The organism is Mesorhizobium sp. M7A.F.Ce.TU.012.03.2.1 (assembly GCF_004006095.1).
In the GTDB taxonomy this organism is placed as follows: domain Bacteria; phylum Pseudomonadota; class Alphaproteobacteria; order Rhizobiales; family Rhizobiaceae; genus Mesorhizobium.
Genome location: NZ_CP034779.1, coordinates 2058302 through 2082758 on the forward strand (window position 1 = coordinate 2058302; position 24457 = coordinate 2082758).

Below are 24457 nucleotides of genomic sequence, written 5' to 3' on the forward strand. Positions count from 1 at the left end.
TAACGTCAGCTGGCCATGTTAGGGCTCGCTTATTCAAGGCGGTACCGGCGCTTGCCGAAGCTAAGAAGGGTTGGCATGCCCTTTGCCGTGCTTGATGTGCGGCAACACGGTGAGAGCTCCGCTGAAGCAAGCGAGAGGGAGCAATGCCCTCGAGACCGTGTCCGATTTTGACTGGAAAATATTCCGCGACAAAAGAGACGAAAGGTGTGGAATGACTTTGGACACCAAGATGGAACTGCGTCCATGCCCCATTTGATCGAACTGCAGGAGAAATATAAAGACAGCGGATTCGAGATTATCGGAGTCGCAGCTTGCGAAAAGGCTGCAACCGCGGACGAAGCGCGGACCAACGTGGATGCCTGGCTGACCGAGAAGTTCCCGAATCTGAATTATCGGACAGCGTTCGATTGCACTGGCGAAATGAAAAAGCTCTGGCTGGAACCCAGCTCTTCGTTCGGGATTCCCACCTCGTTCGTGGTCGACCGCGACGGCCACATCGCTTATATCGGCCACCCGGCACCTCTCGATGACGTTTTGCCGAAAGTCCTTAACGGCAGCTGGCGCAGCAGCTATGAAGCGAAAGCCGTCGATGCAAAGCGAATCTCGCGTGTGCGCGAATCGTCGCTGAGTCAGCCGATATACGCCAAACTTGGGCCGGCGATGCAGGACGAGGATTGGCCAGCGGCACTATTGGCCATCGAAGAAGGCCTCGCCGTGATGCCAGACTCTTTTGATTTTCGGCGGGTTCATGCGGATATTCTGCTTCACAAGCTGCGCGACATCAAAACCGGCTTGCCGCTTATGCGCGAATTGGTCGAGGACGCGATCAACAAAAAGTTCGAAGCGATGTCTTGGGTGGTGATGGCGCTGAAACAACTCTTCCATCCCACGATCGACAACTCCCATCTTCCGCATGATGATCGCTTTGCGATGGGCAAGGAGCTCTCCGAACAGATCCTGGAACTTAATCCTCCGCAAGGCGATGGAGACTTTAAATTCGAGTGTTACTTTCCGGTCGCTCAGTATTATTACGAGAGCGGCAACAAGGACCGGGCGATCGAGTTGATCGAGGTGGCAATCAAATCGCTGGACCATTCGGAGCCAGTGCCGGACCAAACCAAACAGCGCTACCTCACCTCGTTGCTCCAAGCCCTGGCCAACTACACGGGTGAGCCTGCCTGTCACGCGGGTCTCTGTGTGGCTCCGCAAAACAAAACTTCCGAAACTCAAAACGCTGTCACTTCCTGAGCAAGGATCGCGAAGGGCATGACAATTGGAATTGAACACCGGCAAATCCGCCCGCCCAGGCGCACTTCGCAGCAATAACGTCGATGCCGCAAAAGTGCGCGGCTTGCGGCAGGTGGAATTTCCATTGCGTTTACCTCGGGTCGAACCGCGGCGCAGGCGTTCGCGCCGCGGTGAAAGGTCTGGCACTGGTGGACGTGCTCGAGGTCGGCCACGGGACACTGTTGCGTGGGATCGGCTCGCCCAAGCCATTCCCCGCCCACGCAAGCGCCCGAACCACACATCGCAGAAAAAGAGATCGTCCTTCAAGAGGAGTACTGAAATTGGGGAAAAGCGAAATTCCTCATGAACCGGTTGGCCCTGCTGTCCACAAGGACGACGAGGCCCTTGCTTCCCCGTTCGTCAAATGCCTCCTGCGGCTCATTCGTACTCAGGATTCCTTCGGCTTATGGGAAGGCCATTCGGATGCCGAGCTGCTGGCCGAGTTCATCATCACCAAGCAACAGCAACGTGCGGTACCCTTTGGCGGCGATCCCGATCCTGACGCGCTGTGGAGGCTCGACATGTTTTACACCGCCGTAGCGCTTGCGATCGAGGAGCGCTCCGGCGTGTCGACGTCGCCNGCGGTTGGGCGTTCTGTCGAGACGTCCACCGGTTCGGCTTCGAGACTTTCCGCAAACTTGCTGAGGCCGGTACGAAACTGGTCGACGATGCGACTGCAGCCATTGAAGCCTAGCCCGAGATGGAGCGCATCAAGAAACCATTGTTCCAGGAAGGATCTATGTCAGACCTAGATARGATGAGGAARAAAGTCYGAAAGCTCCAGTTGCGTGCAGCTATTGCCAAGATGGCATTGCAGGACCTYGTCGAGGGTCTGCCGGGCAAGTGGGCCGACATACAGGAAGTCGCCGAGAAAACCCAAGCCGTTTATGCCGAGTTGGATGTTGCCAAGAGAGAACTCGCTTCAATGAAGAATTTAGGATGATGCGCACATTCACCACCCGTGACGGCTCCATTTGGATGCCGTCGTACCTGACCTCCATCGATAGCAAGACCTGCATCGGCTGCTGCCGTTGTTTCAAGGTCTGCTCGCGCGATGTCATGCATCTTCACGGCGTTGATGATGCGGGTGAAATCCTCGGCCCCTGCGATGACGAGGACGACGATTTCGACGGCAAGCTCAATCGCATGATCATGGTTGTCGATGATGCCGGCCGCTGCATCGGCTGCGGAGCCTGCGGCCGCGTCTGCCCCAAGAACTGCCAGACGCATGTTGCGGCCGACGAGCTCGCAACATGATCTGGCGAAAACCAGGAGAACGGCGTTGCACTTCATCTTTTTGTCGGCTCGTGGGGCTGGTCCTGTGCAGCAATGCGTCGATGGTTTACTTCGCTTTGGATTCGCTCCGTGTGGCAGTCGTCACGACGCTGGCCTGTTCGCTGCTGCTTCAGGCCGGCTNCTGCATCGGCTGCGGAGCCTGCGGCCGCGTCTGCCCCAAGAACTGCCAGACGCATGTTGCGGCCGACGAGCTCGCAACATGATCTGGCGAAAACCAGGGGAGCGGCGTGCACTTCATCTTTTTGTCGGCTCGTGGGGCTGGTCCTGTGCAGCAATGCGTCGATGGTTTACTTCGCTTTGGATTCGCTCCGTGTGGCAGTCGTCACGACGCTGGCCTGTTCGCTGCTGCTTCAGGCCGGCTACTTCGGCTGCGTGCTCTTTTTCGCGGACGTCGATGATCTGTAGAACTGTTCATTCGCTCCGCAGAGGGCCGGCGAATCCAATCTCTTCCTAAGCCCGTTGGCCGTAATCGAAAGACACGGGGCCGGCGAGTTCGTGCTCAGCTGCCACTGTGCTAGCAAGGGAACGGAATCCAATCCCGGAGCAGATGGCCAGAGTTGAGCGAAGACTGCGGTCGGAGCTCCTGCGCTTCCGGGTCTCCAAGGGGACGACTTTGCGAACCGAAGGGACTTTGAACCGTTGACGTGGCCGGCGTGCGGTAGGTTGGGCCAGCGACAGGGATCCCAGCCGGCCGGGAAGCACCGCCCTCTCAATGTGCGTTGACTTCGCTTCCTTTGGCGAAATGTGGGTAACGGCGAGGGCCGCACTCTTCCCGGGCCGTCGACATTCCCGCCCTTTTGGTGCGTGCGCCGTTAGGCGCGACAATTCGGTGCCCGCGTGTAACTGCGCGCATTCGCCGAAGCTTAGACGTGGTGCATTCCCGCTCGCCCGTTTGGCGGACAGTTCCGGCCGTGCTGGTTTTGCCGCCTAACGCCCGCCGCTCGTCACTGCCACACCCCTCTCCGGCAACGGCTCGGCGCATCGCGCAAGCCGGTTTAGCGATCAGGCCAGGCCCTTCGCGAGTTCCAACGCCTGCCGTTCGAAGAGGCGGCGGTAAATGCCACCATCGAGATTGATCAGGGCGGCATGATCGCCGTCCTCCATGATGCGGCCACGGTCGAAGACGAGCAGCCGATCGAGCGAGCGGACCGTCGACAGCCGGTGTGCGATGACGAGTGTGGTTCGGCCCACCATCAACCGATCCACCGCTTGTTGAATGAGCACCTCGGATTCCGAATCGAGGCTCGACGTGGCCTCGTCCAGAATAAGGATCGGCGCGTTCGCGAGGAAGGCGCGCGCGATCGCCACGCGCTGGCGCTCGCCGCCGGAGAGCTTCAAACCCCTTTCGCCGACCAATGTCCCATAGCCCTTCGGCAGGGGCGCGATGAATTCGTGGGCACTTGCCAGTCGTGCCGCTTGCTCGATCTCGGCCTGGCTCGCGCCAGGCCGGCCATAGGCGATGTTCTCGGCAAGCGACCTGTGAAACAGGATCGGCTCCTGCTGCACGATCGCGATCTGCGAACGAAGGGACTCTTGGGTCACCTCGGAGACGTCCTGACCGTCTATCAGGATCCGGCCGCCGCTCAGGTCGTAGAGTCTCTGGATCAGCTTCACGAATGTTGTCTTGCCGGAACCGGAGGGTCCAACCAACCCAACCCTTTCGCCAGCTTCAATCGACAGCGAACATTCGCTATAGAGCGGCAGGGGATGGTTGGCGTAGCGGAAGTGGACGTTCTCGAAATCGATACGGCCGTTCGTGATCCGGATCGGCTTGGCCTCTGGACGATCGGCAACATCCACCTGCTGATTGTGGATGGCCACCAGTTCTTCCATATCATTAACCGAGTGCTGCACGTTGCGGACATGCATGCCGGCATCACGCAGATAGCCCTGCAGGACGATGAAGGACGTGAGAACATATGCTATCTCGCCCGGCGTTGCCTGTCCATGCGACCACAGAAGCAGGGCATATCCGACCACCGCCACCCTGAGCGCAACCAAAGTTACGCCTTGGGTTGAGCCGATGATCGTTCCGCGCACCCAGCTCCGGCGCGCGCGGTGCCGCCATTTCGTCATGATATTTGCAAGCCGCTCGTCTTCGCGAACCTCTGCGCCGAAGCCCTTGACCACAGCGTTGCAACTGACCGCGTCCGCAAGCGCGCCGCTGAGCCTTGTGTCCCATCGGTTGGCAAGGCTCGCCGCTGGCGCGACATAGCCGAGCGACAGCGAAATCGAAAACGCAAGGTAGACGAGAGAGCCGCAAGCAAAGATCACGCCCATGACCGGCCAGTGCCAGCCGAGCAGCACCGTCGAGCCGATCAAGATGACAAACGACGGGAGCAGCGTGACGAGTATCGTGCTGTTGAGGAGGTCGAGCGCCCACATGCCGCGCGTTATCTTGCGCACTGTCGAGCCGGCGAAGCTGTTTGCATGCCAGTCTGTCGAAAAGCGCTGCACATGATGGAACGCTTCGGTCGCGACGTCGGAAATCATTTTCAACACCAGGTCGCTCAGGCCAATGAAGGCGACGTGGCGCATGGCAATGCCACCGAGTGCCAATGCAATCGGTACAGAGAATGCTGCAACAGCTGAATCCGAAGCTGGTGCTGCCGCATTAGCAGCACGAGAAACAGCGTCGATGAGTCGGCCAGAATAGAGCGGCATCAACACGTCAGCCAGCGTGGAGGCGAGCATCGCGGTCATTATGATCGCGAGCCGGGCCGGCTGCCTGTTCCAGAGGCGAACAGTGAAGGCGAAAACTTCGCGACAAGTGGCGCCGCGCCCATGGACGGGGAAACGTTTCATAGTTTCCAAGCGGGCGCATCAACACGCTCCGTCCCAAAGACGTTAAAAGACAAAACTGGAATCTCGACCTCCCCCATAACAGCATCAATTTTGGCGGGCAGCTCCTGCCGCCTCACGATGGTGAGGTTCAAAAGTCGTGCCAACCGAGCGGGAACAGCCGAAGGGCAAATTCAGCAGGTTACCGAGCCTGGAGAAAGTCAGCCGCGATCCAGTCGAATACTATTGCTTCGGCTGCCCAACTCGGGAGATTGGAAAAGAGGGTCGATGTATCGATTGAATTCTAAATTGTTCCTGCCTCGATCAAATAAGTACAGGCAATGCAGCTCTCTCAGGCCCGAGACTTAGGTGCTGATTTCAAAAGCGCGCCGCGAATACTTTCCTGCCCATATTCCGTCAATCGAATGCTCGACTGTCGGATTGTGCGCTCCCCGACACAGTGCTGTTCGGTTCGCCTCCTGGGTACCTCCCCAGTCGATTGACAACCTGAAGAAGAAGCTTCGCTCGCAAGCTGGCACGACTCTTGAAGGTACTCCAGGTGGCGGAAGGAACTCCGGCTCGGTCCCGTTGACTTCGCATGTTGCGAGGCTGGGCTGGAGCAAACTTTGCACCAATGAGAACGCAATGAAGGAGGCATCATGGAACTCCCGCGGATTGCGGTGGAGTTAGACCTATTCCTCGAGATGACTGATGATATCGCTCAATCCGAACAGTTGTTCGAACGGATGTCTGCGTTTGCGCTGAAGTTCGATTGCCCGTGGATTGCCTATGGCCCGCTCGCATCAAAACAGGGGGTTTTCAAGCCGAACCGAGAGGGTTCTGTGGTGATGTGGAATTATCCTGCTGAATGGCAGGAGCGCTACTCGAGAATGGGCTATGCCAAAATAGACCCACTCATCAAGAAAGATCGAAAGGAGGCGGGGAGCGAGGTGTATACCGATGAAAGCATAACTGAAGATGGACGCCGCGTCTTGGACGAAGCAGCAACATTCGGCTTGAGGTCAGGCGTTACCGTCCCATTACATGGCCCTGGTGACAGCTTTAGGTTTGTGAGTTTTTGCTCAATCCTCGGACTGCGAATTGCAGAATAGAACGATCACCTACCTGCAAATGGCCGCGCTGCGGTTTCATCTGATGGTTACGAGGTTCAACACTACGACTGCGTCGGAACAAATTCATAACCTCTCTCCGAGAGAAATACAGTGCATTGATTGGGTGTCGAAAGGAAAATCGTCATGGGAAATAGGAACTATTTTAGGCAGATCACGAAATACGATAGATTTCCATTTAAAAATGCAATGCGGAAGTTGGATGCGACCAGCAGAACGGTAGCTGTTGTAAAAGCTTTGAAACTTGGGATTATCGAACCGCCGTGGGTGCGCAGCTAGTTCTCCGCCCGTAGTAGCGCGCGTGATAGCCGAGACGCTCCGGCGTGCGCTCGCTCTTCGAAGCATCCAGCGCCTCGTCCATCTCGGCCTCGAGCACCTCCTGCATCACGGCGCGAATCACCTCGTGCAATCCATCCGGGTTCGAAAGCAAAATGTCGTTGACGCTGCTATGGCGGATTTATCTTCAGGCTTGGTCCTGGTGGCGATGCTGAGTTCGCTTCGCTGAGATTGGGCGGTCATGACAGGGTGGTGTTCAATGTCACCGATTCCTGGAAGAAACTACCATCCGTATTAAGCGACTGACGATGAGTGATGTGTGTCCAAAATCTGACAGCCGTAAGAAAACATGTCGGGTTCAATACAGCGGAGCGTCTTAGCCCTGTCGGGCTTTTCGAAGCCTATCTCGCAGTAACTGCGCGCCAGGCGCACTAGCTCGGCCTTTGCTGGTCGATGTGCGGCAATATAGTGTGAGGGCTGACCCGCATGAGAACACGGAACTCGCTCGATGAAGGATGATCGACGGCATCCAGAAAGCTTCTCTCCGGCGGGTTCGAGGGTGCTGCGCGCGCATCTCGGCGACGGGCCAGCGACCAACGGTTGAGGCTACATCTCCGGAGCGAGTGATGCCTCGAAAGATGCAATGCTGTCTCTGGTTCGACGCGCTGGAAGTTTGTGAAGGGTCGGCCCGGCAAATCGGTGAACCGGGCGGCTTAGGCTGCCAAAAAGGGTAGATGGCTGCGTTGCCTCGGTAGATCAGCAGGCGGTATCAGAAAGCCAAAGGCACACGCACACCATCGTGGCGCTTCGCAGGAAGTAGATGGGAGTAATCACCAGTGATTTTACCGGAACTTCGCTCAGCAAAAACAGCCGGCAGGGTTTTGGAGATAACGACGACCACGGGATGCGTCGTAGGATGTTCATATTGTCCCCAGGACAAGTTCGCGGTCCGGCAAAGAAAAGTGTCTCATGCGAGTCATCTGGATCTTGAAGATTTCAAGCGGTGTCTGGCCCGCGTACCGACTTCCGTCGACATTGGTTTTGCGGGATACTCCGAACCTTGGCTCAATCCGGACTGTACCGAAATGGTGGAGCACGCCTTCGCCAAAGGCCATGGCATCAGGATTTTTACGACGCTGGTGGGAATGAACGGGCAGGACCTGCAGCGATTGCAAGCCTTGCGCTTGGGCGTATTCGTGGTCCATGTTTTCGATGACGGCACCTACATGAACAGCCGCCTGGTCGGAGACAAGTATCGCGATCTGGTTCGTCAACTCGTCGACGCGGACATCCCCTTGATCCGATTCGTGGCCTTGGGCGAGCCCCACCCAGATATAGCCGACATTATTCCTACCGAAGCCCTGATAAAAGCGCGGCCGGTGAGCAGTAGGGGTGGAAGCGTCGACCCTAAGATCGTTGCACCACGTCAGCCAGTGGTCGGAGCCCTAACCTGCGTGGACGCACGACAGTATCGGAATGTTCTTCTTCCAAACGGCGACGTTACCCTGTGCTCTATGGATTTTGAACGGCGTCACGTATTGGGCAACCTTCTATATGAGGGTTACTCCGCTCTGTTTGAAAAGCCAGTTTTTCGCGAAATCGTCGACCGCATGAATGGAGCGGATGGTTTTCTGCTTTGCAGGATGTGTGAATTCGCCGACCCAAACGACCGGACCTGAGTGGATGCCGGCCGAGAGGGCGTGCCGGCAGTGCGGATGGCCCCACGACACATGCACCTGCCCGCGACGCCATCGCATTTTCGCGTGACGCCAGCATGATTCCGTAGGCGCGGCAGTGGACCCTGAGGCATTTCGAAGACGAGCTCATCGAAAGGTCTTCGCCTTCCAACCGAGCTTGTCGGCCTGCCTGGCTTGGGGTAACGCCGATCACAGGTCAACCTCGGTCGGACGGAAATAGCGTTCGTCGATCCCGATCAGCGCTTGGTTGCTTACTCACGGCCCACCTCGTCAACGCCTTTACCCTCCCAGACTATCTCCTTTTCGACTCGCCTGAAGGCAGCAGCCCCAGCTGCGGCCGGGGATGGTTGCCGTCGCGGTGTCGGGCGAATTGAGAAACTGACCCCCTGACGAAATGAAGAACTGACCCCCTCGGTTATGAGAGGAGGCATGAATGACGATTGGGATTTCGGCGATTCCTGCATTGTCGAGAACGATGCAGGGAGAGGAGATGCTTCAGCCTGAAGAGGTGGCAGCGATGCTGCGGCTGCATGAGCTTGGCTGGGGAGCGAAGCGGCTGGCGAAGGAATTCGGGTGCGCGCGCAACACGGTGCGTCGGTATCTGCGCGAAGGCGGGACTGTTCCGTTTCGCAAGCCTGTGCGGCGGAGCGCGTTTGACGGGCTAGACGATTGGCTGCGGGAGCGCTTCTTCCGCCATGGTGGCAACGCCGATGTGGTGCGCCAGGAACTGGAGAGCGAACATGGGATCGTCATAGGGCTTCGGTCGGTGGAGCTTCGGGTGCAGGGTTGGCGTCGGGAGTTGAGGGTGCAGAAGCGCGCAACGGTTCGGTTTGAGACGGCGCCGGGACATCAGATGCAGATCGACTTTGGCGACACGCGGGCGTGGATCGGCGGCGAGCGTGTTCGGGTGCACCTGTTTGTGGCAACGCTGGGTTACTCGCGTCGGCTGCATATCCGTCCCTCGCTTCGGGAGCGCCAGGCGGACTGGTTGGAGGGGATGGAAGGAGCCTTCCTTCGCTTCGGCGGGGTTCCAACGGAAGTGCTGTTCGATAATCCGAAGGCGCTGGTCGAACATCACGATGCGGCGACGCGGGAGGTGCGCTTCAATGTGCGGCTGCACGCCTTTGCCCGCTACTGGGGATTTACGCCACGGGCTTGTGCGCCCTACCGGGCGCGTACGAAGGGAAAGGACGAACGCGGGGTCGGCTACGTCAAGCACAATGCGATTGTCGGCCGCCGGTTCGAGAACTGGGCGGCGTTCGAGGCGCATCTGGAACGGTGGACGCGCGAGATTGCCGATCAGCGTGTGCATGGCACGACCGGGGTGGCTCCTGCGGAGCGCTTTGCCGAAGAAGGCGTGGCGCTCCGCCCTCTGGGCGGACGGGCGCCGTTCGGGCAACTGCGGGATCTCGTGCGCAAGGTCCAGGCAGACTGCGCAATCGACCTGGACACGAACAGTTACTCGGTTCCCTGGCGGCTGATCGGGGAGAGCGTCCAGGTCGTGGTGCTGGGCGGCCGCGTTATCGTGCGTCATGCGGGCGAGGTGGTGGCGGATCATGCGTTGTGCCGCGGACGTCGCCAACGGATTGTCGAGCGCGCGCATCTTGCCGGCGTGGTCGGCGCTGCTGCGCCGGTGCGATCGGCGCCGGTGGATATCGTTGCGCCTTCCGCTCTGTTGCGGCCGCTGGCCGAATATGAGGCACTGGTGGGAAGCAGCTGGTGATGACGACGGTCGATCACGAGATGCTGGTGGCTCAGCTCGACCGGCTGAAGCTGACCGCGATCCGGGACCAGCTCGATACGCTGCTGGACGAAGCGGCGCGTTCGCAGATGATCTTGCGCGAGGCTTTGGCCTTCCTGGTGACCCGCGAGATCGCGCGGCGCGACGAGCGGCGCATCTCTATGGCAGGCAAGATCGAGCAGTTCCCGTTTGTGCGCGAACTCGATGGCTTCGACTTCGACGCGCAGCCGTCGCTGGATCAGCGCCAAATCCGGGAGCTGGCGACCTGCCGCTGGATTGCCCACGGCGACACGGTCCTGTTCCTTGGACCTCCGGGTACGGGCAAAACACATCTGGCGGTGGCTCTCGGGCGCGAGGCGATCCGGCAGAACCATAGCGTCCAGTTCGTCACGGCGGCCACGCTCGTGGCGATGCTGGCCAAGGCCCATGACGACGGTTCACTCGAAAAGCAACTGACGACCCTGTCGCGGCCGAAACTGCTGATCATCGACGAGCTCGGCTATCTCCCGTTCGAAGCCAATGCCGCACAGTTCTTCCAGCTGGTGTCGCAGCGTTATGAGCGGGGATCGATCCTGATCACCTCCAACCGCTCGGTGGGCGAATGGGGCAGCGTGTTTGGCGATCCCGTGGTGGCAACGGCGATCCTAGATCGCCTGCTTCATCATTCGACAGTGATAACGATCCGTGGCGACAGCTACCGGCTTCGCGAAAAGCGTCGTTCCGGCCTATTGCAGAAGGCCGGAACGACGCTCGGTACCAACGAAACGGCAAAACAATGAGGGGGTCAAATCAGTTCGCCCAGGGGGTCAAATCCTCACTTCGCTTGACACGCGGTAGTGGACGTTCTCGAAACCGATGCGGCCCTTCGCCAGCGCGTCTCCCGGTTGCTTCCGCCTGGCTTACGAACGGGCTTTCCGTCAAGGGCGCCCGCGGCGGCCCGCCCTCTTGACCCGGCGGCTCGGGCCAATCATCTCGCGCAAGAGATCGGAATCCGCAGTCTTCTCCAAGAGAGCGCGGCTTTCGCTGTGTCATCGGTCATCAAATAGTTTCTTGAATCAGGTTGGTGTCCGCAGCCCGAGGTTGAACGGCGAATATTGATGACCGCCGCGAAGCCGCTCGCTCGCTACGGCGCTATTGAGGAGCGCGCTCGCGAGCGGCTTCTCGCTACCGCCGAGCTACACAACCTCTGGCGACGCGACCCCGCTGATCTCCTGGGACTCATCCATTGTCCGGAGGCGCTATGGGTAGCGATGGGTGGGTACGTCAACTACCTGATGCCATAGTATCCATGCTTTCGCGGAAGCTTTAGAAGCCATCTTATTGCAGCACCTTCTCCGAAGGCGCCTGAATGGAGGGCAACGCAACCTAATAATAGTCGATGAGGATCCCAGCAACAAATCTGCCTCCGGCATTCCGCTTCAATGTTAAGCGACGAACATCTGCCGCAAACCACTAGCCATTAAACAGCTCTCTTTTTTGAACGTCTATGTGCAGAGGACTTAATATGGACACCGACACTTTCACGGCTCATGAATCTAACGTTCGTCGTTATTGCCGGGCGTTCCCCACCGTCTTTACGAAGGCCCTTGGGGCGACGATTTGGGACGAGACGGGTAAGCCCTTTATCGATTTCCTGGTGGGTTCCGGCGCACTCAACTACGGGCACAACAATCCGGATATTATGGCGCCAGCGATTGAATATCTCGTCGGGGAGAACATTCTTCTGTCGCTTGATATGCATACGGCGGCAAAGCGTGACTTCATTGAAGGGTTCGTCGATTGGATCCTGAAACCCAGAGGCCTTTCGTACAAGATTCAGTTTCCTGGGCCGACCGGCACGAACGCCAACGAAGCGGCGCTCGCGCTGGCGCGAAAATACACGGGCCGCTCGAGCGTCATGGCCTTTACGAATGCGTTCCACGGCATGTCGCTCGGCTCTCTAGCGGTGTCGGGCTCGGCCTCAACCAGGGAACTGGGAGGCGTTGCTCGCCACGATGTGATCCGTGTTCCCTATGACGGTTATCCGAACCAAGCATTCGATTCCGCCAGTTACATCGACAGCGTTTTGAGCGACCCGGGGAGCGGCATAGAAAAGCCTGCCGCAATCATTCTGGAGACCATCCAGGCAGAAGGCGGCATGAACGCCGCATCCGCAGCTTGGCTCACGGAAATTCAGCGCATTTGCCGTACTCACGGCATTGTTTTTATCGTCGACGATATTCAGGCGGGTGCGGGCCGAACTGGCGATTTCTTCTCATTCGAGTCCGCGAAAATCGAACCGGATATTGTGTGTCTTTCCAAGTCACTAAGCGGTTCAGGTAGTCCGCTGTCCATCGTTCTGATTCGACCCGACTTGGACATATGGAAGCCCGGAGAACATAGCGGGACCTTCAGAGGCAACAATTTCGCCTTCGTGACGGCAGGAGCCATGTGCAAGATGTGGTCGGATAGGAAATTTACTGCAGGTGTCGAGCGGACAGCCGTCAGGCTGCAAACGCACCTCGATCGCCTGGTTGCGAAATTTCCAAGATACATCGAACAGAAGCGCGGCCGCGGTCTGATGGCCGGCCTGAAATGCCGTTCACCGGCAGTTGTCGGCCGCGTGCACGATGTCGCATTCGAAAATGGCCTTCTTATCGAATCCTCGGGGTCAAATCGCGACGTTATCAAAGTCCTCCCACCGATAACCATCACCGATGCCGAACTCGATCGTGGCATCACCATCCTTGAACACGCACTACAGGAGCAAGACAATGTCTAGTCAGATATCTCAAGTGCCAGCCATCTCGCCGGTTTCGATCAAAGAACGGACCGGGTCGATCAACACGTCGGAGATCATCTCGGTCCTGAAAGGTGAGCTCACCGCTCTGCACATCAAGCAAGCTTTCAGCACCGAAGTAGCCGAGGAGATCACTACGAACTTTATTGGAAGCTCCGGTCTCAGAGAGCGTAAAGATGGTGTGCCCGGACAATATGTCGGCGCATCTCACTACAGAAAGGATGCAGCCACCTATTTCGCAGACGCCGAAAACGCGCGGCCGTACGTCGATGCCCTTTTTAAGAATTTGGTTGACCCGGTTCGAGCAGTATTCGGGGCGTTGAAGCGAGAGCTTCACAACCAGGGAATCGAATTGCGGCTAGCCCGTTCCGAACACGGCCAGGCCAATGTTTGTCGCGGCCTCAGTTGGTCGGGCACAGGCACCTTTTCCTTGGATCCCCACGACGACGTCGCTCAAGTCTTACGTGCTGGCGATGATTACGAGCTTTCTGCGGTGGCGCACAATACGGTCGCAGCGCTCAACCTCTATCCCAGCATGCCTGAGCAAGGCGGCAATCTGAAGCTCTGGAGCCACAAGCCGACGGTTGCGGACCGGATATCGCAAGGTGTGGAGACCACTGGATATCCCTATTCGGCAGCCTATCTGGAGGCCGTCCCTTACCGCGAGTTCGAGCTCAAAACTGGGGATATCGCCCTAATCGATGGCGGCTTCGTTCACGGGGTTACCGGTCAATCAGGCGACGGAAAGCGTCGCCTGGTGCTGAATTGCTTTTTCGGATTTGCCCGGCCTGACCTTGTTCTCTGGTGGACCTGAAGTTGGACGTCGCACCGTAGACCTTGATCAGCATGGTCGACGAGGCACATCTCGACGAATTGCGCCAGCTGCGGCTGGTGCGGGCGCTGGCGGTGGGCATCCAAGAGAACTGGCTTGAAGCGATCCGTCTGCGCGAGCTCACGAAGGAGAGCCTGAGGGCATTGGCCGCCTGAGCACCGCCCGTGTGTCCGCCGCTCCGCTAGACGGCGGCTGCGCGGCGGACACTCAACGTCACCACTGAATGCCACGCCATTTTAGCAGAACTTGACGCACACAACTCACCAGGCGACGCCGCATCGCAGAGTGCAGGGCGCTCCAGATGGTTGAGCCGGAATCTTCTCGTCCATCACGCGCGCCACCTCCTGTTGACCGGTGCGCGAGGCTGCTCTCAGATTTTGCAGCCGCCGATGGGCCGAGGACTCCACGACATAACGCTCGTCTACGCCAACCTCGCCGAGGTTCAGGCGCACTCTCAGCTTTGCCGCATCAGGAGCGTCTCTTCGGCCATCGCCTGCCATGGTGGCATCTGCGCGGTCTTCGCATCGTACGGTTTGAGATCGAACTGATATGGTGTGCGCTGGCGCAGCATGAACTCCTCCGATGGCGCGTGGTCGGCCCTGGTGCTGTGCCCCGAACCTATTCGGCCGTTCCGTCCTGCAGCAAGTCACCAAGACCCCAAAGTACTGGCGTAGTTGCGCCACGCGATTCAGACCGCGCCCGCAGCGGAAAACCTCCCGGTCAGCCTTCTCGATCACCTCATGAATGTGAACACAACCCCGGCCCGAGGATGCGATGGACGAAACTCGCGTTCCGCAGGTCCGTGGGCGTTGTGTCATCGTGTTGTTCACACTGCGAGGCCGCATTCGTGGGTCGACTATGAGACCCGGCAGCCATAACGGGATTATTGGCGCAATCCGGGCTCAGCGGCCTTACATTACAGAAAAGACCGAGACTCTAATCGTCGCCTGACGACACTTCGGCGGCGCTCACCGCTTCCTCCAGTTCGATGATCCCGAGGCTTACCGCCTTCATAGCAGCGACCGTTCTGCTGCCCGTGTCCAATTTCCGCATTACGTTTTTTATGTGAAAATTCACAGTGTTTTCGGACCTGTTAAGTATTCGTCCTATCTCCCACGACGATTTCCCTCTGGCTGCCCAGAGTATGCACTCTATTTCCCTTGCGGAAAGGACGGGCACTTCTTCGAGTTGGGGGCGTTCCATAATCCCTTCTCCGCAACCGTTTGCACCGAATATTGCGAGCGGCGCACAAAGCTGCGGCTAAGGCTCGGCGCGCCGTCCTTGGCAGGTCGGCGTTAAAGCTTTAGCACGGAGTTTCCCCTCGGTGAGTTATCGGAACGTAAAATTATATTGATCTTTATATTGCACAACTTCAAAATGGTGAAACATCTTATATTCTGGATAGTTGTGAATGGGATTACCGAAAGTCTGTCCGACGCAGTTGATAAGGTGGGCTTGGCTCTGGCCCGCCCGCCAACCCGACGGGAGGACGAACATCTCCCGGGCAATCCTTTCGACTTGCATTGGGAAAATCAACCTCACTTCCGGTCCTCGTCGCTTGAATCGGCGGTCCTCGCGGTCGCGTGTATGTCGCGTCCGAGGCCTTCTTGGAACCTGCCGGATGCCACATGCCAAGGGACAACGCGGTGTCGACCGGCAGCTAACGCAGGGCCAGCAGTGTTGCCGGAATGGCGGCAGCTCAAACGGTTAGCGTAGCGAGAGTGTCACATAGTGCCACCGAAACTATCGCCAACCCGAGCCCACTCCAGAGAGTTTGAAACTTGGTCGTTGATAGTCGCTCAGGCGCTGAGGCTCACGCGTGTTAGAGGCTCTCGAATGTGTAGTATTTGGAAACCTCCATTCACCGGGCCGATGAGACGTTCATACGGCATCTGATTCCGGCTCAGATCAGTCTGGCGATACGGTCCATGATCGAGAGTCGGCTTTCGCCACAGTATTCTCGCCGGGCGCCTGCACTGATGAGGCACGAACCGTCTTCAACAGTTCGTCTCGCGTCAGCCAAACGAGCCAATCGTCGTCATCTATCCCGTGCGCGGGCAAGTGCAGGACTGATCCGTGTGGCTCCTGATGTAGATACCCATACTGATCGACAACGCCTTTTTGGATGTGCCAATCGGCAACCAGCGCATAGATGAAGTCCGGCGACCATTTAGCCCAGGCTAGTCCAAATGCAATGCGACCGATAAAGGTAGAGAGACCGCGGCCTCTGAAGTCCTCGCGCAACCAGATGTCGCCATGATAGGCGACCAGCCCAGTCATGCTGCGGCCAGTGGGCGCATCGCAGCGAGACGAGGAACCAGACCCGGCTATGAAGGTAGGATCCGCGAACCAGGCTCTCAACGACCCAAGGTGCTCAGCAACGTCTGTGTTGGTTAGATGATATAGACGCATTGCTTGTACATGCGCTACTCTTCCATCCTGATCACGCCCGACGATCCAAAAGGCCTTTCCAGGCGGAAGATAAGAACAGTCGGGACGGAAGCTTGGATACGTCGGTGACTTCCCGGGAAGTCTGCTGGTGATCCCAACGTACTCTTCAAAATCTTCGCCCATGGTAATGTGAAGGCCCATCTTGCGCCCCAACTCGTCTGCCGCACAGATGCACCTCGCAAGCTCTAGGGTCGTGACGTTGCTCTGCATGCCGATGCCCTTCAGTGCGCTGAACACACGGTGACTTCTAGAGCTTGCGGGAAAGCACTGATACTACGGCATCTAGTAGTTGACGCGTCCGCTTATAGGCGGGAATGACTTTTAGCATGACGAACAGCAAGCGCACGGAACATAGGATATCCTTCGGGATCGTCGCTCGTCCGAGCGCCACGCCGTTAAAGGCGGGCCGCACACGGTCTCGCCAGGGGTGGCGTAACGTGCCGGCGCGAGCTGGAAGAAGATCGGCTAGGTCGCATCGGTGCGATGACTGCAAGATAGCGGCTAAAACTTGACGAAATTGCTCACGCGGCCGTCTCGACATTCATTCCGCTTGTCATCCTAGCTGATTCTCGGCCTCTTACCAACTACTAGGGTGTAGTGTGGATTTCCTACGGCACCAGCACGTATTTAGCTGCCTGACGAGTGATCCTCTGCTGGGGGGCCTAATAGTGCCCGTTATCCCTCGTCTGAGCATCATGTGAATAGTGGGAGGCTTGTGTGGTTTTCGATTATATCGTGATCGGTGGCGGTTCCTCTGGATCCGTCGTAGCGAGCAGGCTCTCCGCCGATGGACATCGCGTACTGCTCATCGAAGCCGGTCCTGATACGCCCCCGAATGCCGTCCCTGATGACATCTTGGAAGGCAATCCAACACGTGCTTACTTCAATCCTGATTATCAATGGCCTTTACTCGACGCGACCACAGTGCGGGATGGCCGCAAGCCCATTCATTACGAGCAGGCCCGGGTGATGGGCGGCGGCTCCAGCATCAATGCTCAGGTGGCCAACCGCGGTGGTCCCGAAGACTACAATGACTGGGCCTCGAGCGGTGCAGCGGGCTGGAGTTGGGAGGAGGTTCTACCCTACTTCCGTCGCCTCGAATGCGATCTGGATTTCGGCGGCGAATTTCACGGCAAGGCTGGTCCGCTGCCGATAAGTCGGGTGCGGCGATCAGACTGGTCCGGCTTTATCCGAGCGGTATCGAGAGCGTATGAAAATGAGGGTATTCATTTCAGGCCGGACTTCAATGGTGGTTTTGGTGACGGCTACTCCGTCGTTCCCTTGACCAACCGAAACGGCCACCGCGTTTCCGCTGCGATGGCCTACTTGTCCGAGAGCGTCCGCTCTCGACGCAATTTGACAATCTTGCCGGCAACGACGGTTGTGCGTCTGGCCTTTTCAGGCCGCACCGTCACGGGGGTCGAGACGGAAAACAACTTCGGCCAGCAGTCGTATCTCGCTTCAAGTGTGATCCTCTGCGCCGGAGCTGTCCACTCCCCCACCATATTGATGCGCTCCGGGGTCGGCCCGGCCGAGCAACTGACAAATCTCGGTATTCCGGTTGTGGCAGATGTAAGAGGTGTGGGCCAGAACCTTCAAGAACATCCAGGGATCGCCGTTTCTGCGTATTTGAAACCAAGCGATCGCATGGCGCCCAATGTGAGCGGCCACATCCAGATGCACGCCCGTTACTCGTCGGGCTACAATGGGTGCCCGTCGACGGACATGGCAATATCGGGAGTTGCGAAGTCGGCCTGGCACCCGCTGGGCAAGCGCCTCGGCTCCCTCTATTTGTGGGTCAACCGAGTTTACTCGACAGGAACGATCGTGCTCAAGGATCGCTCTCATACCGTAGAGCCGCAGGTAGATTTCAACTGGTTGAGCGACAAGCGGGACGCCGATCGACTGAAGCACGGATTCTGTTTCATGGCCCGCCTACTGAAGCAGGATTCCCTGTCGGCGGTCGCGCTTGACCCTTTTCCCTCAGCTTGGAATGCACGAGCGAAGCAGGTCAGTAAGGTCAATTGCGTTAATTACGGACTCACCTCGGTGCTTGCTTTGCTTATGGACAGTTCTCCACGCTTGCGCCGCGCCCTCATTAGTCATGTCATAACCGATGGTCATAGCATTGCAGATCTGATCAAAAACGAGGAGCATCTCGACCGATTTGTCCGACAGAATGTGACCGGCAATTGGCATCCGACTTCGAGCTGCAAAATAGGGCAAGCCTCCGACCCTGCTGCGGTGACTGATCCGTCGGGCCGGGTTCGGGGCGTTTCGGGTTTGAGGATTGCCGATGCTTCGGTGATGCCGTTCTGCCCCCGGGCCAATACAAACATTCCAACGATCATGGTGGCTGAGAAGATGGTTGACGCAATTTTAAAAGAAAACCGGGAATCATCAGCGAAAAGGTGATCAAAAAACTTCTTGTGGCCGGATTCGTTTTTGGCCAAGCGATCGAGGTTTATGAGCTGTCAAATGCCAGACAAGTCCCGAAGAGGTAGAACTTGCCGTTGCTTTCACCCACACAAGCTTGGCAATTCCGTCCCTATCAACATGCATACTGATGCTTGCTGTTGCGCATTGCCAACGCACTGGAACGTGGCGGTCATTCGCCTGTATCAACATCGCAAGGCGATACGGGCTGGGTGTACGGCGTCCACACCCTGGCCAGCGTGAATTTGGGCAGATCTCGCGCAGATCATCGAACAGGCTTTCGCATTTGCAGGAAAGTGCTCATCGTCCCTTCGAGGGCGGTCACAAACCTCGCCTGCTACGGATGTTCAGGGACCGTTAAGTCCAATTGTACAGTAATTTCGCATATTCTTAACATATTTTCTGTTGCGCCGGTGGGTAATCTAGAGGATATTCGCTTCGACAGAGAATAGATCTGTGAATGTAAAACAAGCTTTTGGCTTAAGTAGCCCCACAGGGGCACAGCACCGACGGAGGAGCGACTATGACTACGCTACCGCAAATCTCATTGGCGAAACTGTCATCCGATGCAACGCGACGTGAAGAGCAACAGCGATTATGCACGGCCTGCGAGGAGTACGGATTCTTCTACCTTATCGAGCACGGAATCCCGAAAGAACAGATTACACAAGCAATCGATGCTTCCCGGCGCTTCTTCGCGTTGCCCCTGGCTACGAAGGAACGCTATGGTCACGCCTTTCAAAACGTCCACCCCACCACCGCCCGTGGATACAGTCCGTTGCACGGTGAAATGCTGCATCCCGAGGCCGGACCGGACCCAAAGGAAATGTTCGACCTCGGTATCGAGAATGAAAGCGACCGGCGTCCATTTGCCGGACGCACACGCCTTCCGGACGACGCCTTAGCTCCAGGTTTCGCGCGGAGCCTCCTAGCTTTGCAGGCCACCGTGCTTAATGGCGTCGTCCCGCCGCTCGGGAACGCGCTGGCCGACCTGCTCGATATGGAAAAAGGCTGGTTCCAACGCCATTTCAGCCCGCCGACGGTTCTGCAACGCGTGATCCGATATCCGTCTACCGGTGGCGCGGCCGCTAAGCATACCGACAATGGTTTTTTCACGCTGCTGCTGCAGGAGGAACTCCCCACGCGATCCTTGCAGGTGTGGTTCCACGGGCGTTGGATACCGGCGCCGAGCCTCCCCGATAGTCTCGTTGTCAATCTGGGCGACATGCTTCAGGTGTTGAGCGATAACCGGTTCAAGAGTACGCCGCATCAGGTCGTGCACATTGGTCCGGCCGAACGAATTTCCCTGCCCTTCTTTATCTATCCCGACATCGATGCTCGCCTGGCTTCGCGGCAAGGCAATCACACCTTTGGTGTCGCGGAGATGATGCTGCGAAACTACGAGTCAATATGGGAAAAGGGGAATGGGGCCGGGCGCGCGCGTGAGTTGCAGTAGGTGTTCGGCTTTATGAAACGGGAGCAAACTGCGGCGACGATGTAGCACACCCTGACGTGAGCCCTAGAAGAACTCTCTGAGTGCCGCCGTCGCGTAACGCGGCGGCCTCTAGGCCTTTGGAATGAGGCACGCTGGGACTGCCAAATTGTTTAGATTGCGCCGAACGAGATCCTAGCGCTGCGCTGAGGCGAGGATTTCTGACGCGGAAATTGAGCGATTAATCTGGATGCAAGGAGATAATTACAACCAAAGGGAGTGTTTGTCTGTGTCGAGCCGTGCCCGCACGAGCACTCGCGAACGCTCCGGTTAATATCTTTGTCAAACCGTCTGAACTCCAGCTTGGCCTCTGGAACTACTTCGCTACCGGAAGGCCTCTTTTCATCTGTCAGGCACCGCTCGTTCGCCGCGGACGGAAGCCATTTTTGTGGTCCTCTTCTTTGCAGCGCTAGTCTCGCCTGACAGGGTCAACCTCAAGGCCGACGAGGCGCATTCGAGATCCTGACAATCTTCAAGGAAATGAGAAAAGCCAATGTGCGCGAGGCATGATTTCAACAACGCATTAGAAGTAACGCAGAATTGGATCAGCGATCTGATGTGGAGACTTCGCTGGCACGATCGCGAGCGGGTCTACCAAGCTCTGATTGCGACGCTGCACGCCCTGCGCGACTGCCTGGATCGCGACCATGCCGTTTACATGGGCGCTCGGTTGCCGGCTTTGCTTCGCGGCTTCTACTACGAGGGGTGGAATCCCGGCCGCCGCGCCAACGCCAGAGACCGGAATTCGTTTCTCGACCGGATCCACGACGGCGTCCATCGTGACCCGGCGGTGAATCCGGAAGAGGTTGCCCGCTCGGTCATAGCCCAGTTTGTGGACCGCCTGCCTGCAGCAGTATCAAGGATGGGCTGGAAAGTCCCAGTCGTATCGAGGCGCGATTTGAACCCGCAGGACGAGGGGCACCGCCGCATCATGAGTCACGTGAACGCATGGATATGAACGTCATCTCACGATCGGTGGGACAAGCGGCCAAACAAAACGTGAGCTGGGAGGAACTACGGTGAAAAAGTGGAAACACGACGAAAGCAGGAATGACCCCTTGAGGCGTGCAATCCTGAGGGGGATGGCTGCAGCCGGCATAGCGGCGATGGCAATGGCCTCGTTTGCCGGTTCGGCTTCGGCGCAGTCGCTGCTCGAGAAGATCAAGAACGGAGAGACGATCCGGATCGGCTTCTCCAACGAGAAGCCTTGGGCCTATCCTGGCGAGAACAACGAGCCGCTCGGCTTCGTCAATGCGATGACGCTCGACATTCTGAAGAGGCTGGGCACGACCAAGGTCGAGCCCATCGTCACCGAATGGGGCTCGCTGATCCCTGGCCTGCAGGCCGGTCGCTTCGACATCATCACGGGCGGCATGTTCATCCTCCCCGAGCGCTGCCGGAACGTGCTTTTCACAGAGCCGCTCGGCAAGGGCGCCGACGGGCTGCTCGTGCCGAAGGGCAACCCGGAAGAACTGCACTCCTACCAGGACGTGCGCGACAAGGGCCTCACCTTTGTCACCGCCTCCGGTTACGATTCGGTGAAGTACGCGCAAGAAGYCGGCATTGCCGACGACAAGATCATGCAGGTCGCCGGACCGGCGGAGATCGTGCAGGCTGTGAAGGCCGGCCGCGCCGCCGCTGGCGCCGGCGACTACTTCACCATGAAGAAATTTGCCGACCAGGATGACAGCACCGAGCTGGCCGATCCGTTTACCCCGCCCGCCATTGGCTATCCTGCTTTCGCCTTCCTGCCCAACCAGCAGGAGGCGGTCGACGCGTTCAATGCGGTGATGAAAGACTATATCGGTTCCGACGAGATGATGGCGTCGGTCGGTAAGTACGGCTACACTAAAGCCGCCCTGCCGGACGGCACCACGACCGCCGAACTCTGCAAGGGGTAGTTCCGGTGGAATTGCCGTCCATGAGCCTGACCGCCTCCCCCGGTCTCAGGCCGGGGAGCGCTCAGCGGAGACAGAGACATGAACGAATTCGCGCTCGGCTTCAGCGTGGCCGCGCTGGCTAGAGGCGTCGCGATCACCCTGATCGTGACCCTCGGGGCATCTGTGGTGGCGATCGTCCTGGGGCTGATCGTCGGCTTGATGCGGGTCTCGCCCCGTTGGCCGCTACGCTGGTTCGGCATCGCCTATATCGAATTTTTACGCGGAACATCGATGCTTGTGCAGCTCTACTGGTGGTTCTTCGTGCTGCCTATCTTCGGGGTCGCGTTGTCACCCTGGACCGTCGCAATCTTCGGTATCGGCATGTCCGTTTCCAGTTACGGCGCCGAGCTGGTCCGCGCCGCCCTCCAGGCCGTCGACCGCAGCCAGTATGAAGCGAGCATCGCGCTCAACTTCTCATGGCTCTCCATGATGCGCCGTATCGTCCTGCCGCAGGCGATCCGCGCCATGCTGCCCGCCTGGGGCACTCTGCTGATCGAGCTGCTTAAAGGTACATCGCTCATCTTCTTCATCACCATTACCGAGCTGACCACCGCCTCCAAGCTGGCGGCCGACGCCACCGGCAATTACCTCCTGTTCTTCGCGGTGGCGCTGTTCGGCTACTACGTCATTGCGCGCGCCCTCATCACGCCCTTCGTGCGCTGGCTGGAACGCCGCTTCTCGCGCGGCTTTGTTCGGGAGGCGCTGGCATGAACATCTGGGACTGGTCGTATGTCTGGGAGGCGATCCCGTATCTCTACCGGGGCGCGATTGTCACAGTTCAGGCCACGCTGCTCGGCTTCGCGATCGCGCTGGTGCTGGGGCTGGTCTTCGCGCTGATCCGCCAGTCGCCGAACCGCTACATCTCCACTGCCATGACGGAGATCGTGGAGTTCATCCGCTCAACGCCCCTGCTGCTGCAGGTGTTCTTCGTCTATTTCGTCGGCCCGCAATTCGGCATTGTCATTCCCGCGTGGACGGCCGGGATCGGTGTGCTCGGCATCCACTACGCCGCCTATTGCTCCGAGGTCTACCGTTCGGGCATCGAGAATGTGGACGGCGGGCAGTGGGAGGCCTGCACCGCGCTAAACCTGTCGCGCGTGCGCAGTTGGCGGGCTATCATCCTGCCGCAGGCGATCCCGCCCATCGTGCCCGGCCTGGGCAACTACTTCATCGGCATGTTCAAGGACACACCGATTCTAGCGGCGATCGCGGTCCTTGAGATGCTGCAGCAGGCGAAGAATTTCGGCGGCAACAACTATCGGTACATCGAGGCGATCACCATGGTCGGCTTCTTCTATCTCGTGTTCAGCCTGGTCGCTTCGGCAATCGTGCAGTCGGTGAGCGTCTGGCTCAACCGCCGCTACCATCTGCAGTAGGAGGTCCGCCATGAACGAATCCATGGTCTTCAAGAATGTCACGACGCGCTATAGCGTGCTGGACGAGCTTACCCACGATATGGCGCGCAAAGAGAAAGTCATGAGCGAACCCATGGTCCGTTTCGACAACGTCACCAAGCGCTACGGCGCGCTGACGGTGCTGGACGGGCTCAATCTCGACATCGCTCGCAACGAGAAGGTGTCGATCATCGGCCCCTCCGGCTCGGGCAAGACCACTGTGCTGCGCATGCTGATGACGCTGGAGCGCATCAACGGGGGGGTGATCTGGGTCGACGGGGAGCCGCTCACGCACATGCAGAAGAACGGCCAGATGGTGCCGGCGAGCGATCAGCACCTGCGGCGCGTACGCGGCAAGATCGGCATGGTGTTCCAGCACTTCAACCTATTTCCGCACATGACCGCGCTGCAGAACTGCATGGAGGCGCCGGTCTCGGTGCTTGGGCTCTCCAGGCAGGAGGCTGAGGCCCGAGTGGCGGAGCTGCTCGATTTGGTGGGGCTCGGCGACAAGATGAACCATTTCCCGATCCAGCTCTCCGGCGGCCAGAAGCAGCGCGTGGCGATCGCTCGGGCGCTGGCCATGCGGCCTAAGGTGATGCTGTTCGACGAGGTGACGTCGGCGCTCGACCCGGAGCTCGTCGGGGAGGTGCTCAACGTAATCCGTAAGCTCGGCACCGAGCATGACCTCACTATGCTGATGGTCACGCACCAGATGGGCTTCGCCAAGGAGTTCTCCGACCGCGTCTGCTTCTTTTACGGCTGCAAGATTGCCGAACAGGGTCCGCCCGACCAGCTCTTTGGCGATCCGCAGAACGAGCGGACGCGGCAGTTCCTCAGTGCCGTGCTGGAAGCGAGGTAGCGAATACGCGGGGCCTCGGAGCACCGCAACGGCGAGAATGGCTTGCTGAGCAACGTGTCTCCCACT

22 protein-coding genes and 3 pseudogenes are annotated in these 24457 nt (G+C 58.4%); 21 read left to right on the forward strand and 4 right to left on the reverse strand.

Translation table 11 applies throughout. The annotated features are described in order from the left end of the window. Positions 1-243 precede the first annotated feature (243 nt). From EJ079_RS09955 to EJ079_RS33775, 6 genes and pseudogenes are all read left to right on the forward strand, one after another. Entirely contained in the window at positions 244-1248 is a 1005-nt protein-coding gene (locus EJ079_RS09955) for a TlpA disulfide reductase family protein (RefSeq protein WP_127808914.1), read from the forward strand. Between the two features lie 335 nt (positions 1249-1583). Continuing rightward, positions 1584-1981, forward strand: a pseudogene (locus EJ079_RS33770) (DUF269 domain-containing protein). A 45-nt stretch (positions 1982-2026) separates the two neighbouring features. Then, complete coding sequence (locus EJ079_RS09965; protein WP_127811313.1) at positions 2027-2230, forward strand: CCE_0567 family metalloprotein; 204 nt, start codon at positions 2027-2029, stop codon at positions 2228-2230. Then, positions 2227-2544 carry a ferredoxin III, nif-specific gene (gene fdxB / locus EJ079_RS09970; protein WP_174800308.1) on the forward strand — a complete coding sequence of 106 codons (318 nt, stop codon included), beginning with the start codon at positions 2227-2229 and terminating at the stop codon, positions 2542-2544. Before EJ079_RS09965 ends, fdxB begins: the two co-directional genes overlap by 4 nt. An 80-nt stretch (positions 2545-2624) precedes the next feature. Further along, on the forward strand, positions 2625-2786 hold the full coding sequence (locus EJ079_RS09975; protein ID WP_245481891.1) for an exopolysaccharide production repressor protein: 162 nt from the start codon (positions 2625-2627) through the stop codon (positions 2784-2786). A gap of 79 nt (positions 2787-2865) precedes the next feature. After that, positions 2866-2988: an exopolysaccharide production repressor protein gene (locus EJ079_RS33775; protein ID WP_245467838.1), complete on the forward strand. Its 123-nt coding sequence runs from the start codon at positions 2866-2868 to the stop codon at positions 2986-2988. Positions 2989-3585: 597 nt separating this feature from the next. Here EJ079_RS33775 and EJ079_RS09985 read toward each other — a convergent pair. Beyond that, positions 3586-5388, reverse strand: a complete 1803-nt coding sequence (locus EJ079_RS09985; RefSeq protein ID WP_127808917.1) for an ABC transporter ATP-binding protein — start codon at positions 5386-5388, stop codon at positions 3586-3588. A 635-nt stretch (positions 5389-6023) separates the two neighbouring features. Here EJ079_RS09985 and EJ079_RS33780 point away from each other — a divergent pair. Further along, a complete protein-coding gene (locus EJ079_RS33780; RefSeq protein WP_245481848.1) occupies positions 6024-6476 on the forward strand; it encodes an autoinducer binding domain-containing protein in 453 nt (150 codons plus the stop codon). Between the two features lie 43 nt (positions 6477-6519). Beyond that, positions 6520-6717, forward strand: a complete 198-nt coding sequence (locus EJ079_RS33785) for a helix-turn-helix transcriptional regulator (protein WP_245481892.1) — start codon at positions 6520-6522, stop codon at positions 6715-6717. Between the two features lie 60 nt (positions 6718-6777). Here EJ079_RS33785 and EJ079_RS09995 read toward each other — a convergent pair. Further along, positions 6778-7013 (reverse strand): annotated as a pseudogene (locus EJ079_RS09995) (transposase); the annotation flags it as partial. A gap of 719 nt (positions 7014-7732) precedes the next feature. Between EJ079_RS09995 and EJ079_RS10000 the strand changes: the two are divergent. From EJ079_RS10000 to EJ079_RS33205, 6 genes are all read left to right on the forward strand, one after another. Then, positions 7733-8449: an SPASM domain-containing protein gene (locus EJ079_RS10000; RefSeq protein WP_224571099.1), complete on the forward strand. Its 717-nt coding sequence runs from the start codon at positions 7733-7735 to the stop codon at positions 8447-8449. A gap of 451 nt (positions 8450-8900) precedes the next feature. Further along, complete coding sequence (gene istA / locus EJ079_RS10005; protein WP_127808919.1) at positions 8901-10190, forward strand: IS21 family transposase; 1290 nt, start codon at positions 8901-8903, stop codon at positions 10188-10190. After that, positions 10190-10987 carry an IS21-like element helper ATPase IstB gene (istB, locus tag EJ079_RS10010; protein WP_127808920.1) on the forward strand — a complete coding sequence of 266 codons (798 nt, stop codon included), beginning with the start codon at positions 10190-10192 and terminating at the stop codon, positions 10985-10987. The genes istA and istB overlap by 1 nt, the downstream gene beginning before the upstream one ends. A gap of 725 nt (positions 10988-11712) precedes the next feature. Beyond that, the gene (ectB, locus tag EJ079_RS10015) at positions 11713-12969 is read left to right on the forward strand and encodes a diaminobutyrate--2-oxoglutarate transaminase (RefSeq protein ID WP_127808921.1); all 1257 of its coding nucleotides are present in this window, start codon (positions 11713-11715) and stop codon (positions 12967-12969) included. Then, positions 12962-13801, forward strand: a complete 840-nt coding sequence (locus tag EJ079_RS10020) for a hypothetical protein (protein ID WP_095489413.1) — start codon at positions 12962-12964, stop codon at positions 13799-13801. Before ectB ends, EJ079_RS10020 begins: the two co-directional genes overlap by 8 nt. Before the next feature lie 32 nt (positions 13802-13833). Next, entirely contained in the window at positions 13834-13974 is a 141-nt protein-coding gene (locus EJ079_RS33205) for a hypothetical protein (RefSeq protein WP_158302722.1), read from the forward strand. Positions 13975-14755: 781 nt separating this feature from the next. Here EJ079_RS33205 and EJ079_RS10025 read toward each other — a convergent pair. Together EJ079_RS10025 and EJ079_RS33790 are read right to left on the reverse strand one after the other, a co-directional pair. Continuing rightward, positions 14756-15001, reverse strand: a pseudogene (locus tag EJ079_RS10025) (helix-turn-helix transcriptional regulator); the annotation flags it as partial. A gap of 726 nt (positions 15002-15727) precedes the next feature. Further along, on the reverse strand, positions 15728-16099 hold the full coding sequence (locus EJ079_RS33790; RefSeq protein ID WP_245472857.1) for a hypothetical protein: 372 nt from the start codon (positions 16097-16099) through the stop codon (positions 15728-15730). A gap of 888 nt (positions 16100-16987) precedes the next feature. Between EJ079_RS33790 and EJ079_RS10035 the strand changes: the two genes are divergently transcribed. From EJ079_RS10035 to ehuA, 7 genes are all read left to right on the forward strand, one after another. Further along, the gene (locus EJ079_RS10035; RefSeq protein ID WP_127382838.1) at positions 16988-18685 is read left to right on the forward strand and encodes a GMC family oxidoreductase; all 1698 of its coding nucleotides are present in this window, start codon (positions 16988-16990) and stop codon (positions 18683-18685) included. Positions 18686-19229: 544 nt separating this feature from the next. After that, the gene (locus EJ079_RS10040) at positions 19230-20162 is read left to right on the forward strand and encodes a 2-oxoglutarate and iron-dependent oxygenase domain-containing protein (RefSeq protein WP_127382839.1); all 933 of its coding nucleotides are present in this window, start codon (positions 19230-19232) and stop codon (positions 20160-20162) included. 529 nt (positions 20163-20691) lie between these two features. Next, entirely contained in the window at positions 20692-21156 is a 465-nt protein-coding gene (locus EJ079_RS10045; protein ID WP_127808922.1) for a DUF2267 domain-containing protein, read from the forward strand. A 100-nt stretch (positions 21157-21256) separates the two neighbouring features. Further along, positions 21257-22099, forward strand: coding sequence for an ectoine/hydroxyectoine ABC transporter substrate-binding protein EhuB (ehuB, locus tag EJ079_RS10050; RefSeq protein WP_348629732.1), 843 nt, complete (start codon positions 21257-21259; stop codon positions 22097-22099). Between the two features lie 78 nt (positions 22100-22177). Next, positions 22178-22849 carry an ectoine/hydroxyectoine ABC transporter permease subunit EhuC gene (gene ehuC, locus EJ079_RS10055; RefSeq protein WP_127382841.1) on the forward strand — a complete coding sequence of 224 codons (672 nt, stop codon included), beginning with the start codon at positions 22178-22180 and terminating at the stop codon, positions 22847-22849. Further along, entirely contained in the window at positions 22846-23514 is a 669-nt protein-coding gene (gene ehuD, locus EJ079_RS10060) for an ectoine/hydroxyectoine ABC transporter permease subunit EhuD (RefSeq protein ID WP_127382842.1), read from the forward strand. The genes ehuC and ehuD overlap by 4 nt, the downstream gene beginning before the upstream one ends. A gap of 100 nt (positions 23515-23614) precedes the next feature. Further along, entirely contained in the window at positions 23615-24391 is a 777-nt protein-coding gene (ehuA, locus tag EJ079_RS10065; RefSeq protein ID WP_245472858.1) for an ectoine/hydroxyectoine ABC transporter ATP-binding protein EhuA, read from the forward strand. The last annotated feature ends 66 nt before the right edge of the window (positions 24392-24457 follow it).